Genomic DNA, 15,602 nt, shown 5'->3' with positions numbered 1-15,602 from the left:
TTGTAGATAAACAAAGGTATGGCTAACCTAATAGATCCACTTGGAAGAAAGGATTGCCTTGTCCCTCACGACAACTAGGGCTCGCGGTTTTAAAACCCCACGCGCCCCTCACCACCGAATGGCCCGCGTAGTCGCCTCAGCCGTCACCGCCACTGCCCTCCTTATGACCGCTGCCTGCAGCACTAACGATGAACAACAGACCGCAGATGACGGAGAAAAGCAACAGATCACCGACATTCTCGGGCGCGAAGTCGAGGTCCCGAAGAACGTCGATCGGGTCCTCATGGGCGGGCAACGGATGCTTTACACGACATCCATCCTCAACAAAGAAAACCCGCTCCAGGGCATCGTTGCCTGGCCAGATGACCTGGAGCAGAACGACCCTGGCACGTACAAGAAGTACGAACAGAAATTCCCAGAGATCGAAGATATTGAGCAAACTGGTGAAGTTTACGACGGCTCGATGTCCGTTGAGCAAGCTTTGAATTCCCGTCCAGATGTCTTCATTGTCTCCGCAAGCAGCTTCGAAGCCGCCCAGGATGCTGGCATCGTAGACGGTCTAGAAAAGGCCGGAATCCCCACGGTTACCGTCGATTACTTTACCGACCCGGTGAAGAACACCGCACCGAGCGTGCGCTTGCTCGGCAAGGTACTCGGCCACGAGAAGGAAGCGGAAGAGTATGCCGAGTTCTATGAGTCCAAGGTGAACATGGTTCAGGAGCGCCTAGAAAAAGCCAAGGCCACCCCCACACCGACCTTCCTCTGGCGAGCTCCCGGCTACTTCGACTGCTGCTCTACCTTCGCTAAGTCCAACCTAGCCCAAATTGTTAACGCAGCGGGTGGCGAAAACGTGGGCGACGATATGATCGACGCCAAGCAGGGGCAAGTCTCTCCCGAGGCGCTAGCTGAAAAAGACCCAGACGTCATCATCGCCACCGGCGCAGACTGGACCGGCGCCAAGCAGCAGCCAAAGAAGAATGGCTTTGTACCCCTGGGCTACGACGAGTCCACCGAACAGGCAGCCAAAGACTTCCAACGCGTTGTTGACGGGCAACCTGTCCTTAAGGAAATGCGGACGGTCAAGAACAAGCGGGCCTACGCTGCGTGGCATCACTTCTACGACTCCCCATACAACTACCTAGCCATCGAGTGGTTTGCCAAAGCCATGCACCCCGACCTGTTTTCCGATGTCGACCCGCAGGCCGATTTGGAAGAACTACATGAAAAATTCCTCCCTGTGGAGGCTAGCGGCACCTTCTGGACTGGTTTGCCATGAGCCACGGAGCACGAGCGCAATCAATTGCCACCGGAAGCGAGGTGGACGACCAAAACTCTACCCCGCAACGGCAACGCCCCCGGTCAAACTGGTACCGAACAGCTAGCAGGCGAAAGGTAGCGATCATCGCAGGGCTTACGGCCCTGCTATGCGTCACCATTGCCATAGATTTCCTCATCGGCAGCAGTTTGAACGCAAATGAGGCGCTCTACGTGCTCTTTCACCCCAGCGATTCCCGCCCAATTGACTGGCAGATCATCTTTGATATACGTCTGCCTATGACCGTCACAGCGGTGCTCATCGGTGGCACCCTCGCTGCTGCCGGCGCAGAGATGCAAACCATCTTGGATAACCCCTTGGCAGAGCCCTATACGCTGGGCATTTCCGCCGCTGCGAGCTTTGGCGCAGCCTTTGCCACCGTCTCAGGATTCACCGCGGCGGGAATCGGGGCAGCGCTGGGAATGGCGGGCAGTGCTTGGGTCTTCGCCCTCGCGGCCTGTGCGGTGATCGTCCTATTCTCTCGGTCAAAGAGCTCTGGTACCGAGGGAATGATTCTGCTGGGCATAGCCATCGTGTTCCTCTTCGATGCTCTACTAGCGCTAATGCAGTACCTCGCCTCGCAGACCCAATTAGAGCAGGTGGTTTTCTGGACCTTGGGCAGCCTTACGCGCGCTACGTGGCCTCAGATCGGCCTTCTCGCGGTCATCTCACTAATCGGAATTGCTTACTTCTACCGCAATGCGTGGACGCTGACCGCGTTTCGAATGGGCGACGACCGCGCTAGGTCCATGGGTATCAATATCCCAAAGCTGCGCACGTACACGCTGGTGGGAGTCTCCCTTATGGCGGCAACTGCCGTTTCGATGGCCGGGACAATTGGTTTCATCGGACTCGTCGGCCCACATATCGCCAGGATGCTCGTTGGTGAGGACCAACGCTTCTTCCTCACCACGTCCATCATCTCAGGTGCGCTTTTGCTGACCTCAGCCTCAGTGGTATCCAAGCTGATCCAGCCTGGGGCGATTCTGCCTGTCGGCATCATCACCGCGATTGTGGGCGTTCCCGTGTTCGTCGTCCTCATTGTTTTGCGACGCCGCCCCCGAACTGTCTCCTCAACCTAATGATCGCCTCTCCCAGTACTTCCTGCCCCAGAAAGGACCCCCTCGTGGAACAACCGCCCACGGTTCCGCCAGAACCCACACTCCGGGTAGATAACCTGTGCTTTTCCCATGGAGACGAACAGATACTGAATGACGTATGTCTCCCAAAGATCGAAGCTGGAACCGTCACCGCCCTCGTCGGCCCTAATGGCGCTGGTAAGTCGACTTTGCTGCGCTGCATGGCTAACCTATGCCGATTCAGCGGCGACGTCACTGGGCCCGAGGCAGTATATTTGCCACAGGATCCCCCGCCGGAAAGCACCCTTACCGTATTCGAATCGGTACTTCTGGCACTCCAGCATTCCCGGACGGGATTCAGCGGACTACGGGTAGCCACATCCACACAGGACCGAGTCAGCTCGGTCCTCACGCGGCTGGGGCTAGAAGACCTAGAATCCCGAACAATGTCCCAGCTCTCCGGCGGCCAGCGTCAATTAGTAAGCTTCGCCCAGGCCATCGTATGCCGGCCGCAGGCATTACTACTGGACGAGCCAACCAGCGCTCTTGACCTAAGAAATCAGCTCATCCTCATGGAGCATATTCGCGCCTATGCAGCTGAAGCACCCGCGGCGGTCGTGGTTTCGATGCACGATCTTTCACAAGCAGCGCGCTTCGCTCACCGCATTGCGGTACTCCACGCGGGCACTGTATACGCACACGGAGCAGCTAAGGACGTGTTAACCGCAAAAATGTTGCGTGAAGTCTACCGCGTAGATGGAAAAGTCACCCTTACTGATGACGGTTCTGCAGCAATCACCACATCCAGAGCCATATAAGGGGCTTGAAGTGCCCCGAGTTTTGTTCCTAGGCATGTTCCTTGATTTCTATTATTCCCTGTTGCGGGTTCTTCTTCCACAATTCGGTTTCCACCTCGGCTGGGGTTCGATATCCCAGGCTTTGGTGGAGCCTTACCTCGTTCCACCATGACACCCACTCGAACGTCGCGATTTCTACCTCGACAACATCATTCCACCTGCGAGTATGGATGAGCTCATTCTTGTAAGAGCCGTTAACGTTTTCAGCTAGAGCATTGTCATTTCAGTCACCGACGGTCCCAGTGGAAGCGGCAATCCCGTGCTGGGCGAGACGCTGGTTGTAGACAACGCTGACGTACTATAAGCCGTGATCCGAATGGTGAATAAGGCCTGTTGTTTCCTTCGCGCTCACAATCGCTTGGTTGAGTGCTTGCAGCGGTAATACCTCGGTGCGCATCGAGTCCGATAATGCCCATCCGACGATCCGCCGGGAGTAAACGTCAGTGACAAACGCGGTGTACACAAAACCCTTCTTCGTACGCACGTAGGTAATGTCGGCCACCCACAGCTTGTTTAAGGCCTTGGGCTTTGAACTCACGCTCGACCAAATCCGGGCGCAGATCCGGCCTGTTGAGGTGTACGGGTTGTGATTGGTGATCCGCCTGTGCCTGTGCCAGAAACACCAGCTAGGCGCATCAGCCGGGCGGTTTGCTCACGACCGATGTCGATTCCGTCACGGTCAAGCGCATGCCACATTGTCCGCACGCCGTAGACACCGTAATTATCCCGATGAATGGCACCAATGCGTTCAATCAGCACAGCGTCACGAAGGCGACGAGCACTTAAGCCCACGGGCTTTGGACTGGCGATAACCACGCGAGGTGATAAACCCACCAGCCCGGTTAATCTTCAACTCCGGTGCAGATGAACTCGACAGAGAAATGATTCCGGTATTTATCGATGAACCGGATCATTTCTTAACGTTTGGGGCCTGGTCGTGAGGCGAAAAAGCTGGTCAGCACACGCACATGCAAAGAGCATCCCTGAATACGGCAACAAAGCAACGAAAATGGTGACTTTCACCCCGGTGTGCTTGAAGGGTCGTACAGGCGCATTTTCGTACCTGCCCAATCCACCTGCATCGTATGCCCTGGTGCATGGGTGATCCGGGCGGTCAGCCCGGCCGCGTCGACATGGGAGGCAACCAGTTGGCGGAACCGGTCGTAGCTGTAGTGACGCTGGCCCGGCTGGGCCAGCGTTGTGGTGTAGCGAGCCCACAATACTTACAATGTTAGCTTCACACGTCTTGTGCGTGCTTTGACGACCGCGTCAAAGTCAATCGGGACGAACGTGCCTTGCCCGCTACTGCGCTTATCTACGAAAATCGCGTCCAACTCGTTATTGATGGGCATGTGAAATATGACGGAATCACCTACGGCAAACCGGTGGATGAGGTCATCCGGGCGGAGCGGCAGCGTGAAAAGCACATCCAGAATCTAGGCTTTGTTGTCTTGCCGTATTCCCCGAGCGAATTGCTTTATGAAAGACCACGAGTGGTCAGTGAGGTGCGGGCAGCGCTCAAGGCTGTGAGGTCGCACCGTAGCGCATAGTGGTGGGGTGGAAAGCGAGCCTCATCAAGCACCGCCGAGTTTAGATGGTCCTTCTACTTTGGTTTCTTAGTGCTGATAAGGGACCATCTCCACACCAAAACCCCATACAAATGGTCCCTTTGCTGAGTAAAGGGGACCAGAGTAAGGGGACCATTTGCGATGAGGGTGGCGCAGGCTAGTTGTTGAGCGGCTTGCGGGTCGCGGCCATGTGCTTGGCGCGCTCCACGTTGGCGGGCAGGAGGACCAGCGGTACGTCGTACTCCACCTCGCGGTCGCAGAACTCGGTGAAGCTCAGCGAGCCGGAGCCGGTGTACATCTCGGCGAGCTTGGCCACGATGACGTGGTCATTCTCGGTGGTGCCCTCGATAGGCCAATCGCGGTCGAGGGCGGGGGAGCCGGAGTACATCTCAATCTCCTCATCGGCCGGCGGGGTGTAGGAGCCGGCCAGGGTGGCGGCCTCCTCCATAGCGCGGGCGAGGACGTGGTCGTAGGACATGAGCACGACATCATCCGAGGACAAAAAGCCAGCCTTCTGTGCCTCGAAAGCAGACGAGAAGTTGCGGGCGGACGCGATGAAATCGAAGGCCTTCTGGTGATAGTCTTCGACACCGGCCGCCTTGAGGCGCTCCAGCGAGGAGATGGTGCCGGTCCAGCCGGGGTAGAGGCCCACGGTGCGCTCCGGGAAGCCAAGGCGGGTATCGGCGTGGGCCACGATGCGGTCGCAGGCCAGAGCGGTTTCGAAGCCGCCGCCCAGAGCGACGCCACGCACAGCGGCCACGACCGGAACCGGGGCGAACTTAAGGGCGCGTAGGGTGGTCGAGCCGTCCGAAAGGAGGGATTCGACGAGCGAGGCATCGCCGGACTCACCAGCGGAAGCGATGGAAGCGAGGTCTGCGCCCGCGCAGAAAACCGGCTTGTCATTACCAATAACCAGCGCGACGAGGTTCTCCGAGGTCACGGCGCCCAGAGCGGCACGGATGACTTCGAGGGCGGGCGTTGGCAGGGAGTTCATCGGGGTGTGTAGGTCGATGATGCCGATGCGGCCAGCCGGGGTGGAGACCGCGTGGACAGCGCCCGCCTCCTGAGACACGATGGTCTCCGCATCCAGAGAAGCCAGGGTGACAACACCCTCGCGCGGCGCGAGTTCCTGACGTTCTCCCTGAGAAGAGAGCACCGAGCCCTTGCCGTAAAAACCGCCCGCCGAAGCCGCGGCGGAGACCAAGGCCGGGACGTTGGAGCCGTAGGCGGAGGCGACCCAGTCGATGCCGATGGCGTCGGCAAGCGCGAAGATGCCCTTCTTCCAGCCGAAACCAAGAGTAAGGCCCTCGTCGATGAGGCCCACGTGGTCCGCAATGTCAGGTGCGACCTCGCAGCAGTACGCCAGCGTGCCGAGGAAGACGGCGCGGGCAAAACGGCCGCCCGGCGAATCGGTCTCCATGACCTCGCGCGGATCTTTGAGTCCCACGACAGGATCGGTGGGCTGAGTGCGGGGTACGTATTCGTAGGAGGCGTTGATGACCTCGTCACGGCCGCGGTAAAAGCCGCCGTCACCGGTGCGGCCGGTGAGCCCTCGAGAAACGAGACCTTCGATAAAGGAGTCATCGCCGAGGGGGACGTCAAGAAGCGGATCGCCCGCCGGCAGGGCCGTCTCCAAAGACTTCCAAATCGGCTTGACCAGCTGGAGGCCGATGTAATCGAGCAGCCCGAAAATACCGGTGCGCGGAATGCCGAAGGCACGGCCGAAGGAGGCGTCGGCAAGCTCGTAGCTCACGTCGAACTCGCGGGCGCGTGCCACACCGGCGGCCATCCAGTAGCAGCCCACGCGGTTGGCAATGAAACCCGGGGTGTCGCGGCACTCGAGAGCAATCTTGCCCAGGGTTTGCTCGATGGTCGTGCGCAGCGTGTCCTCGGTCTCTCCAGAAGCGATGAGCTCCACCAGCCGCATGACCTTCGGCGGGTTGAAGAAGTGCGTGATAGCGAACTTCTCGCGGCGGGCCTCCGGCACGCCCTCCAGGAGGGAGGCCAGCGGCAGGGTCGAGGTGTTCGAGCTCAACAGAGCATCCGCAGACAAATAAGGCTCGATGGCCTCGTAGAGCGAGTGCTTGGCGCCGAGGTCCTCGAAGATGGCCTCGATGACCCACTCGCGGTCCTCCAACAGCGCGTAGTCATCGCTGGCGCGCACGCGCTCGGCGAACTCTGGCAGGTGGAAGCCTTTGCGCTTGAGCTGGATGTCGACGCCGCGCTGCGCGCCTTCCGCGTTCTGGTCCAGCAGCACGACGTCCATGCCCGCCGACGCACACAGCGCGGCGATGCCCGAACCCATAGAACCTGCGCCGATGACGGCTACCTTGGTGATGCTCATTTACTTTTCTCCATTCTCAATAGTCATGGCGATTCCCTGACCGCCGCCGATGCACATGGTGACCAGGCCATAGCGCTTGCCCTCGCGGCGTAGTGCATACGCCAGTTTGGTCAGCAGGATGACGCCCGTGGCACCGACCGGGTGGCCGTGCGCAACGGCGCCGCCATAGATATTCGTCTTCGCCGGGGCGAAGCCCAGCTGGTCCTGCACGGCGATGGCCTGGGCGGCGAAAGCCTCGTTGGATTCGATGAGGTCGATATCCTCCAAGCTCAGCTCGGCCTTATCCAGCGCCTTCGGGACGGCAGCGATAGGGCCGATGCCCATACGCGTCGGGTCCACGCCCGCGATGGACCAGGACACAATCTTCGCCAGCGGGTCCAAGCCACGCTTGGCCACCTCTTCCGCGGTGGCCAGCACGGCGGCTGCCGCACCATCGTTGATGCCGGAGGCGTTGCCGGCGGTGACGGTTCCGTCCTTAACAAAGACCGGCTTGAGCTTCGCCAGCTTCTCGACGTCCGTCTCTCGCACCGCTTCATCAAAGTCCAGCTCGCCGACGGGGACGATTTCTTCCGCGTGGACGCCCTCCGCGCGGGCCTGGGCGGCGCGCGCCTGGGACTCGGCGGCGAACTCGTCCTGGCGCTCGCGGGTGATGGTGTTATCTGCAGCGACGTTCTCCGCGGTTACGCCCATATGGCCGGTGCCGAAGGGACAGGAGAGCGCGCCGGTGAGCCAGTCATAGAGTTTGCCGTCACCCATGCGCTTGCCAAAGCGTGCGCCTTCGACGGAGTAGGGCGCGTTGCTCATAGATTCCGCGCCGACGGCCAGCGCCAGGGCGCCGTCGCCAGACTGCAGAAGTTGGGCCGCACTGATGACGGCCTGGACTCCGGAGCCGCACAGGCGGTTGACGCCCATCGCAGTGGAGGAGTCCGGCATGCCGACGTTCTTGGCAATGGCGCGTGAGAGGTAGAGGTCCTTCGGCACGACGGGCATGACGTTGGAGGCTACGGCGGTATCGAGGTCTGCACCAGTTAGCCCCGAACGATCAATAGCCACTTCGGCGGCAAGCGAACCGAGCTCGGTGAGGGAAAGTCGGGCCAGGCTACCACCAAATTTTCCGACGGGCAGGCGCGCGGCGCCCGCGATGTAGATGTCTTGGGGCATGAGCTCCTCCGTAGGTTTAACGAATCATCATTAGTTAACTAGGTATCCTAGGTCACTTTTTCGCCGCGTGCAACGGAGCTTCACTGGAAGGTGTGTGAGGGGCTGTAGTTATGGCGTGGGTGTAACGTGCGCCACCCCCGCGTTGTTTACAGATTGTTCAACAACCCTTATGCTTTCACCATCGTTAAATGCGACCTTCGTCACGAAAGGTGCCCAACAATGAGCTTGGAATCAACCAATTCCTCCGCAGCTTCCCAGGAAGCAGCCCAGGGAACTACACAGGACGCGCCGAAAGAAGCGCAAGCCCCCAAGGGCATCGGCGCCATGGCCGGCGCCATGTTCCTTATGGCCACCTCTGCCATCGGCCCGGGCTTCTTGACCCAAACCTCCGTCTTCACCGTGCAGATGGGCGCGGCCTTCGCCTTCGCTATTGCGCTGTCGATCATTGTGGACATCGCCATCCAGCTCAACGTCTGGCGCATCCTCGCTGTCTCCGGCATGCGCGCCAACGAGCTGGGTAACACTGTGCTGCCGGGCCTGGGTTGGTTCCTCGCTGTCCTAGTTTTCATCGGCGGCGTTGTCTTCAACATCGGCAATATCGCCGGCTCCGGCTTGGGCCTAAACGCCATGATCGGCATCGATGCACGCATCGGTGGCCTCATCGCCTCGGCCATCGCCATCTTCATCTTCCTGTCCAAGCGGGCGGGCGTCGCGCTTGACCGCATCGTCGCCGCGCTGGGCGCCATCATGATTCTGCTCATGCTTTACGTGGCGATTGTCTCCCAGCCGCCGGTGGGTGAGGCCCTGAAGAATACCGTCATGCCGGAAAGCATTGACTTCTTCGTCATCACCACCCTCATCGGTGGCACGGTGGGCGGCTACATTACGTTTGCCGGCGCACATCGCCTCATCGACTCGGGCCTGTCCGGCCCGGAGAACGTCGGCGCGATTACGAAGACCTCCGTGCTCGGCATCATCGTCACCGGCATCATGCGCGTGCTGCTCTTCCTCGCGGTCCTGGGCGTCGTCGCCACGGGTGTTGCGCTCTCCGAGGACAACACGGCCGCCGACGCCTTCCGCCAGGCCGCCGGCGAGTTTGGCCTTCGCGCCTTCGGTGTCGTCCTTTTCGCGGCCGGCCTGTCCTCCGTCATCGGCGCGTCCTACACCTCCATTACCTTCGTGACCACCCAGAAGGTCAGCCCGCGGACCCGCAACTTCCTCACCGTCGGCTTCATTGTGGTCTGCGCCATTCTCTTCGGCATTCTTAATTCCGCACCGCAAAAACTTCTCATCTTCGCGGGTGCTTTCAACGGCATCATCCTGCCCATCGCCTTCGCCATGGTGATGTGGGTCGCGTTCAAGCGCCATGACCTCACCCACGGCGTCAAGCAGCCGATGTGGCTGCTCATCGCCGGCGTCTTGGCGCTCGCGCTGGAAATCTTCATTGGCGTTAAATCCATCTCGGGAATCGTTGAACTATGGGCATAATGCAGACTCCCGCAGATGTGCGCGCCTTCGCCCGCGCGCACGACATGACCACCACCGCCGGCCACGCCCGCGGCTTCATGCAGGCTAACCTCATCGCGCTGCCGCGCGAGTACGCCTTCGACTTCCTCCTCTTTGCACAGCGCAACCCCAAGCCGTGCCCCATCGTCGGTGTGCTGGAGGCCGGGCAGTTCACCTCTGAGCTCATCCCGGGCGGGGATATTCGCACGGACATCCCGGCCTACAACATCTATGAGGATGGCCAGCTTACGCAGACGCTTGACGACGCTTCCCCCCTTCTACTCCGCCGACATCGTCTCCTTCCTCATCGGTTGTTCCTTCACCTTTGAGAATGCGCTCGTGGAGAACGGCATTTCCATCGCCCACATTGATCAGGGCCGCAACGTGCCGATGTATCGCACCTCGATTCCCTGCGCGCCGGCTGGAGTCTTCTCTGGGCCGATGGTTGTCTCCATGCGCCCCATCCCCGCGAGCCAGGTTGCCGATGCCGTCCGCATCACCTCCCGCTACCCGGGCGTCCATGGTGCCCCGGTTCACGTGGGCGACCCTGCTGCCATCGGCATCGAGGACTTGTCGCAGCCCGATTTCGGCGAAGCCGTCGACATCCCTGAGGGCACCATCCCGGTCTTCTGGGCGTGCGGCGTGACCCCGCAGGCCATCGTGATGAACTCGCGTCCCAGCCTGGCCATCACACATGCCCCGGGCAAGATGCTCGTCACCGACATCCCGGATCGCGACTTCCTCATCCCTTAATTTCTGTGCGGTGGTGCTACCACCCCAAGCCCTCAGTGCGCCGATACATGGTTCTACTCAGATGGTTCTGGTCAGAAGGTTTGTTTGGGGGCAAACAAACCTTCTTTGAGTGCATAGATGGTTCACTTGGGGGTAAACGAACCTTTTGACCCGAACCATCTCACTCGAACCATGTGGTGCCGGTTAGTTTTGCGCGGGTGGAACCGGCTAACAGGAGCGAAGGCCATAGTGGGGGACTCGGAAACTAAAGGAAGCTAAAGGACCCGGAGAATCGATTCCATCGCGCGCATCAAGTCCGCGCGGCAGGCATCGGCGGCCGCCTCGCGCTCGCCTTGCGCAATGAGGTGAGCCAAGTCGATGTTGGCTTGCACGTGGTTATCGTGAATCTGCGGGTAGCGCTCCAGCGTCAACAAGAAGGTCAAGCGCATGCGCGCCAGCAGGTGCGACATGGAGCGGTCCAGCGTCGGCGAGCCCAAACCGGCGACCAGCTGCTTGTGGAAGCGCTGGTTGATGAGGGGGCGGGGAGCGTCGTTAAGCACTGCGGATTCGGTCAGCCGCACCAGCTCGCCTGGGTCCTCGAAGGTGGCATAGCGCGCCGCGGCCGGCTCGATGGCTGCGCGCGCCAAGTAGAGATCGCGCACGAAATCGCCGTCAGGGGTGGCGATGAACACACCCCTGTGCGGGATGCGCTCCACGATGCGCTCGGAGGCGAGCATGGCGAAGGACTCCCGCAGCGTGTTGCGGGAGCATTCGAAGCGCTCGGCCGCGCGGACCTCGCTGAGCTGGTGTCCGGGCATGTACTCGCCCTCGGAGATGGCGGCGCGGAGCGCGGACGCGACGGAATCAGCAAGCATGCGACTTACAGTAGCCCGCCGCTTAGGAAATCGTGGCGATTACCGCGCCCGGTTCCAGCCTGGAACCCTCCTTTGCCACACGGCTCAGCGTGCCCGCGGACGGAGCCTTGACCGCGGATTCCATCTTCATGGCCTCAATCGTGGCGATGGCCTGGCCTTCCTCGACCGTCTCGCCGTCCTCGACGTTCCACGCCACGAGGTTGGCCTCGTAGGGGCTGGTCACCTCGTTGCCGCTGGCGCTGGCACCGGAGGCCGCGCTTGCCGACGCCCCCTTCGCCTGCCCCTGCGCCAACATATCGGTGGGGAAGCCCACGCTGACCAGCTTGCCGTCGATCTCCAGCGCAACGCGGGTGCGCTGCGCGTAGATGGCCTCGACGGGGACGGTGGCGCTCGTGGCCTCCGCGGAGGGGCGGTAGTTGTGGTCGAGCCAGTCGGTGTAGATACCGGCTGCGGCATCGGCGTCGCCGTGATCCACGAGGACCTGGGAGGAGACCATATCGCGGTGGAAGGGCAGCACGGTGCGAACACCTTCGATGTCGAATTCCTGGAGGGCCTGCTGTGCACGCTTCAGGGCGATCTCGCGGGTCGGCCCCCAGACCAGAAGCTTAGCCACGAGCGAGTCATAGTAGGGCGGCACGATGGAGCCGGAGCGCACGCCGGAGTCCACGCGGATGCCAGGGCCCGTCGGCGGCTCGAAGCGCACGATGGTGCCCGGGCAGGGGGCGAAGCCGTTGAGGATGTCTTCGGCGTTGATGCGGAACTCGAAGGCGTGGCCATCGGACACAGGGTCTGAAGCTTGCGCTTCAGACGAGGAAGAGGAATCAGACGCGAAGGAGAGGGGCTCCCCGGAGGCAATGCGGAACTGCTCCGCAATGATGTCCACGCCCGTGACCATCTCGGTCACCGGGTGCTCCACCTGCACACGGGTGTTGACCTCGAGGAAGGAAATCGTGCCATCCTCGGAGACGATGTACTCCACCGTGCCGGCACCGGTGTAACCCACCTTCGCGCAGATGGCGCGGGCACCTTCGTGGATGCCGGTGCGCTGTTCGTCGGAAAGCGCAGGCGCCGGGGCCTCCTCGATGAGCTTCTGGAAGCGGCGCTGCGTGGAGCAATCGCGGGTACCCAGCACGGCGACGTTGCCGTGCGTATCAGCCAGAATCTGCGCCTCCACGTGGCGCGGGTGGGTCAGGAACTTCTCCACGTAGCACTCCGCGCGGCCGAAGGCCTCCTTGGCCTCGCGGCCGGCGGAGTTGAAGGCAGCCTCGATGTCTTCGAGGTTCTCCACCACCTTCAGGCCGCGTCCGCCGCCGCCATAAGCGGCCTTGATGGCGATGGGCAGGCCGTGTTTCTCGGCGAAGGCGCGGGCCTCCTGCCAGTCATCGATGGGATCGGAGGTACCCGGTGCCAGCGGGGCGCCAACCTCCTCGGCCACGCGGCGCGCGGCAATCTTGTCACCGAGCAGCTCGATGGACTCCGGCGACGGGCCAATCCACGTCAGGCCGGCCTCGGCCACGGCGCGGGCAAAGTCGGCGTTCTCCGAGAGGAAGCCGTAGCCGGGGTGGATGGCATCCGCGCCGGCGCGCACGGCGATATCGAGGAGCGCGGGGACATTCATATAGGTATCCGCCGCGGAGTTGCCGGGTAGTGCGTAGGCTTCGTCAGCCACCTGGGTGTGCAGGGCGCCGGCATCGGCTTCGGAGTAAATGGCGATGGAGCGGATGCCCATGTCGCGCGCGGTGCGGGCGATACGGACGGCGATCTCGCCGCGGTTAGCAATAAGGACTGCAGAAATCATGTGTGGTTGTTCCTTAATCAGTGTTTAAGCGAGTTCAAAGCGGACCGTCGCCCCCGGCGGGAGCTGCGCGGCAATATCAATATCTTCTTCGAGGACCGTGGCGATGACCGGGTAACCACCGGTCACGGCGTGATCGCGGAGGAAAATCACCGGCTCACCACTCGGCGGAACCTGGACGGAGCCGGCGACCATGCCCTCCGAGGGCAGCTCGCCCTCGCGGGCACGGCTCAGTTCCACGGAGCCCTCCGGGCCCAGCAGGCGCACGCCCACGCGGTTAGACTGCGCGGTCACAGTCCACTCGGTGGCCAGGAAGGCCTCCAGGCTCTCTGGCGTGAACCAGTCATCGCGCGGGCCGAGCACGCAGCGCAGCACGCCCTCGGTCTGTCCGTGCGCGCCTTCGCGAACGCGCATCGGGTTGCTCAGCTGGGCATCGGTCATTGCGGTGGAGCGGGGGAGGACGCCGATGACGTCGCCCAGCCGCACCGGCTGCGGCCCCAACCCAGAGAGCACGTCCGTCGAGGCAGAGCCCAGCTCCGCATCCGCCACGATGCCGCCGCGGATGGCGATGTAGTTGCGCAGGCCCACCGTCGCGGGATCCACGGTCACCGTCGAACCAGCGGTGACGAGCACCGGGCGCGCGAGGTGCACTGGCATATCGTCCAGCAGGACGCGGGATTGGGCACCGGTGACGCACATGACTGCGTCGGTCAGCGCGCGCAGGCGGATGCCACCGATGTTCTCCAGCACGGTGGCCCCGCGGGGGTTGCCCACCGCGACGTTGGCCGTGGCAGCCGCCGCCAGGTCCGCCGCACCCGAGGGCGTGACACCCAAGTTGCCGCGGCCGGGGCGCCCCTGGTCTTGGAAGAGCGTGAGCAGCCCGGCATCGAGGACCTCCATGCGTGGCAGGCGCGCCGGGGTGCGGCGGCCAAAAGGCGTGGTCGACACAACATCTGGCAGCGAGCTCACCGCGCGGTAGCGCACGCGGTCACCGGGCTGCACCAGCGCTGGTGGGTGGGCATCGGATTCCCACATCGGGGTCGAGGTGGTGCCCAGCAGCTGCCAGCCGCCGGGGGAGACGCGCGGGTAGACAGCGGAGAATCCGCCGGCAATACCGACGGCCCCCGCCGGCACCGCGGTGCGCGGGGTGGCGCGGCGCGCGATGTTGAAATTCTGCGCCGGATCCGCCGGGGTGCAATAGGTAAAGCCGGGAGCGAAGCCACCGAAGGCCGCGAGCCACTCGGTGGACGTGTGCCACTCAATGAGGCCTTCGCGCGACATACCCATCAACTCGGCGGCCTCGTCGAGGTCCTCGCCGTCATAGAGAACGTCGATCTCCACAAAGCGCGGATCCTCGCCCGCCTGCGCGGTGGGGTGGAAGTCCTGCAGCTTCTCGGCGGCAGCGGCGGCGGAATTCGGCGTGGCAAAGGTCAGCAGCAAGGTGGTGGCTGCAGCAATGGCATCGACTTGGTCCTTGAGCGGATTGGCGTCGAGGGCCGCGTGCCACGCCATGACCTGGGATAAGTCCTCCAGCTCCACGAGCAGCGCGCGCGTTCCTACGGGGTGAATCTGCATCAGATGGCGCTCCGAATCTCGATTCCGCGCTCCTGCAGCTCGGCGACCACACCGCGCAGCAGTTGCACCGCGCCGGGCGAATCACCGTGTGTGCACACCGACTGGGCATCCACATTGAGCACGGAGCCATCGATGGCCGTGATGGATCCGGTTTCGGCGACCTCGAGCACGCGCTTGACGACGTCCCCCTCATCGCCCATCACCGCATTCGCCTCTCGCCGCGAGACGAGCGTGCCATCGGGGTTGTAGTTGCGGTCGGCGAAGGCCTCGCGGATGACGGTGAGTCCCTTCTTTTCGGCGATGTCGACGGCGACGCCGCCGGGCAGCAGCATGACGGGCAGATCACTGAAGGCCTTGATGCCGTCGATAACGGCGTGGGCTTGGGCTTCGTGGTGGACGATGGTGTTGTACATCGCGCCGTGCGGCTTGACGTAGGCCACCCGAGTCCCATTGGCCTGGGCCAAGGCTTGGAGGGCACCGATTTGGTAGGTGACTTCGTCGGCAAGCTCCGCAGGGGCGTAATCGATGAAGCGACGTCCGAATGCTGCCGGGTCGTTATAGCCCACGTGTGCGCCGACGGTAACTCCTGCTTCTGCGGCCGCCTTCAGCGTTCCCGCGATGGAGTGCGGATCGCCGGCGTGGAAGCCGGTGGCGACGTTGGCGGAGGAGACGAGCTGGAGCATCGCGGCGTCATCGGCCACGGGGTTGCCGGCGGTAGTCTCGCCGAGGTCAGCGTTGAGGTCTATGTGCAGCGCGCTCATAGCAGGAGGACACCTCTTCTATAGTTCCCGAATT

General features: G+C 62.2%; 12 protein-coding genes and 2 pseudogenes. 5 read left to right on the top strand and 9 right to left on the bottom strand.

The features are described 5' to 3' along the window. Nucleotides 1–118: 118 nt before the first annotated feature. The 3 genes from HMPREF2822_RS08215 to HMPREF2822_RS08205 are packed head-to-tail and all read left to right on the top strand — an operon-like array spanning nt 119 to nt 3,212. Nucleotides 119–1,276 carry an ABC transporter substrate-binding protein gene (locus HMPREF2822_RS08215; RefSeq protein ID WP_070523537.1) on the top strand — a complete coding sequence of 386 codons (1,158 nt, stop codon included), beginning with the start codon at nt 119–121 and terminating at the stop codon, nt 1,274–1,276. Continuing rightward, nucleotides 1,273–2,397: a FecCD family ABC transporter permease gene (locus HMPREF2822_RS08210; RefSeq protein ID WP_080975109.1), complete on the top strand. Its 1,125-nt coding sequence runs from the start codon at nt 1,273–1,275 to the stop codon at nt 2,395–2,397. The genes HMPREF2822_RS08215 and HMPREF2822_RS08210 overlap by 4 nt, the downstream gene beginning before the upstream one ends. Continuing rightward, nucleotides 2,397–3,212 (top strand): ABC transporter ATP-binding protein, encoded by an 816-nt coding sequence (locus tag HMPREF2822_RS08205; RefSeq protein ID WP_049156256.1) that lies wholly within the window; start codon nt 2,397–2,399, stop codon nt 3,210–3,212. Before HMPREF2822_RS08210 ends, HMPREF2822_RS08205 begins: the two co-directional genes overlap by 1 nt. Before the next feature lie 28 nt (nt 3,213–3,240). On the opposite strand, the pseudogene HMPREF2822_RS13850 reads toward HMPREF2822_RS08205, so the two are convergent. The 5 genes and pseudogenes from HMPREF2822_RS13850 to HMPREF2822_RS08190 all read right to left on the bottom strand — a co-directional run. After that, nucleotides 3,241–3,459 (bottom strand): annotated as a pseudogene (locus tag HMPREF2822_RS13850) (integrase core domain-containing protein); the annotation flags it as partial. A gap of 90 nt (nt 3,460–3,549) precedes the next feature. Continuing rightward, a complete protein-coding gene (locus HMPREF2822_RS13185; protein WP_232755639.1) occupies nt 3,550–3,714 on the bottom strand; it encodes a DDE-type integrase/transposase/recombinase in 165 nt (54 codons plus the stop codon). A gap of 71 nt (nt 3,715–3,785) precedes the next feature. After that, a complete protein-coding gene (locus tag HMPREF2822_RS13845; protein WP_158014579.1) occupies nt 3,786–4,010 on the bottom strand; it encodes an IS3 family transposase in 225 nt (74 codons plus the stop codon). A gap of 966 nt (nt 4,011–4,976) precedes the next feature. Beyond that, a complete protein-coding gene (locus tag HMPREF2822_RS13815) occupies nt 4,977–7,163 on the bottom strand; it encodes a 3-hydroxyacyl-CoA dehydrogenase/enoyl-CoA hydratase family protein (protein WP_070523530.1) in 2,187 nt (728 codons plus the stop codon). Further along, a complete protein-coding gene (locus HMPREF2822_RS08190) occupies nt 7,164–8,324 on the bottom strand; it encodes an acetyl-CoA C-acyltransferase (RefSeq protein ID WP_070523527.1) in 1,161 nt (386 codons plus the stop codon). It lies immediately after the preceding gene. A gap of 324 nt (nt 8,325–8,648) precedes the next feature. On the opposite strand from HMPREF2822_RS08190, the gene HMPREF2822_RS08185 reads away from it, so the two are divergent. Both HMPREF2822_RS08185 and HMPREF2822_RS08180 read left to right on the top strand, forming a co-directional pair. After that, the gene (locus HMPREF2822_RS08185) at nt 8,649–9,812 is read left to right on the top strand and encodes an NRAMP family divalent metal transporter (RefSeq protein ID WP_185963349.1); all 1,164 of its coding nucleotides are present in this window, start codon (nt 8,649–8,651) and stop codon (nt 9,810–9,812) included. Beyond that, nucleotides 9,803–10,583: pseudogene (locus tag HMPREF2822_RS08180) on the top strand (putative hydro-lyase). The gene HMPREF2822_RS08185 and the pseudogene HMPREF2822_RS08180 overlap by 10 nt, the downstream one beginning before the upstream one ends. 254 nt (nt 10,584–10,837) lie before the next feature. On the opposite strand, the gene HMPREF2822_RS08175 reads toward HMPREF2822_RS08180, so the two are convergent. From HMPREF2822_RS08175 to HMPREF2822_RS08160, 4 genes are read right to left on the bottom strand one after another with little or no spacing between them, the layout of a single operon-like run. After that, complete coding sequence (locus HMPREF2822_RS08175; protein WP_070523521.1) at nt 10,838–11,437, bottom strand: GntR family transcriptional regulator; 600 nt, start codon at nt 11,435–11,437, stop codon at nt 10,838–10,840. Between the two features lie 22 nt (nt 11,438–11,459). After that, a complete protein-coding gene (locus HMPREF2822_RS08170; RefSeq protein WP_070523518.1) occupies nt 11,460–13,235 on the bottom strand; it encodes an acetyl/propionyl/methylcrotonyl-CoA carboxylase subunit alpha in 1,776 nt (591 codons plus the stop codon). Between the two features lie 24 nt (nt 13,236–13,259). Beyond that, the gene (locus tag HMPREF2822_RS08165) at nt 13,260–14,807 is read right to left on the bottom strand and encodes a 5-oxoprolinase subunit B/C family protein (protein ID WP_070523515.1); all 1,548 of its coding nucleotides are present in this window, start codon (nt 14,805–14,807) and stop codon (nt 13,260–13,262) included. Then, nucleotides 14,807–15,568: a LamB/YcsF family protein gene (locus HMPREF2822_RS08160; RefSeq protein ID WP_070523511.1), complete on the bottom strand. Its 762-nt coding sequence runs from the start codon at nt 15,566–15,568 to the stop codon at nt 14,807–14,809. Before HMPREF2822_RS08160 ends, HMPREF2822_RS08165 begins: the two co-directional genes overlap by 1 nt. Between the last annotated feature and the right edge of the window lie 34 nt (nt 15,569–15,602).

It is taken from the genome of Corynebacterium sp. HMSC062E11 (assembly GCF_001811845.1).
Classification (GTDB): Bacteria; Actinomycetota; Actinomycetes; order Mycobacteriales; family Mycobacteriaceae; genus Corynebacterium; species Corynebacterium hesseae.
This window is presented reverse-complemented; position numbering and strand designations above follow the sequence as displayed.

Excerpts from the sequence above, each read along its gene's own strand:
- HMPREF2822_RS08215 (WP_070523537.1), top strand. The coding sequence starts at position 119 with ATGGCCCGCGTAGTCGCCTCAGCCGTCACCGCCACTGCCCTCCTTATG.
- HMPREF2822_RS08210 (WP_080975109.1), top strand. The coding sequence starts at position 1,273 with ATGAGCCACGGAGCACGAGCGCAATCAATTGCCACCGGAAGCGAGGTG.
- HMPREF2822_RS08205 (WP_049156256.1), top strand. The coding sequence starts at position 2,397 with ATGATCGCCTCTCCCAGTACTTCCTGCCCCAGAAAGGACCCCCTCGTG.
- HMPREF2822_RS13815 (WP_070523530.1), bottom strand. The coding sequence starts at position 7,163 with ATGAGCATCACCAAGGTAGCCGTCATCGGCGCAGGTTCTATGGGTTCG.
- HMPREF2822_RS08190 (WP_070523527.1), bottom strand. The coding sequence starts at position 8,324 with ATGCCCCAAGACATCTACATCGCGGGCGCCGCGCGCCTGCCCGTCGGA.
- HMPREF2822_RS08185 (WP_185963349.1), top strand. The coding sequence starts at position 8,649 with ATGGCCGGCGCCATGTTCCTTATGGCCACCTCTGCCATCGGCCCGGGC.
- HMPREF2822_RS08175 (WP_070523521.1), bottom strand. The coding sequence starts at position 11,437 with ATGCTTGCTGATTCCGTCGCGTCCGCGCTCCGCGCCGCCATCTCCGAG.
- HMPREF2822_RS08170 (WP_070523518.1), bottom strand. The coding sequence starts at position 13,235 with ATGATTTCTGCAGTCCTTATTGCTAACCGCGGCGAGATCGCCGTCCGT.
- HMPREF2822_RS08165 (WP_070523515.1), bottom strand. The coding sequence starts at position 14,807 with ATGCAGATTCACCCCGTAGGAACGCGCGCGCTGCTCGTGGAGCTGGAG.
- HMPREF2822_RS08160 (WP_070523511.1), bottom strand. The coding sequence starts at position 15,568 with ATGAGCGCGCTGCACATAGACCTCAACGCTGACCTCGGCGAGACTACC.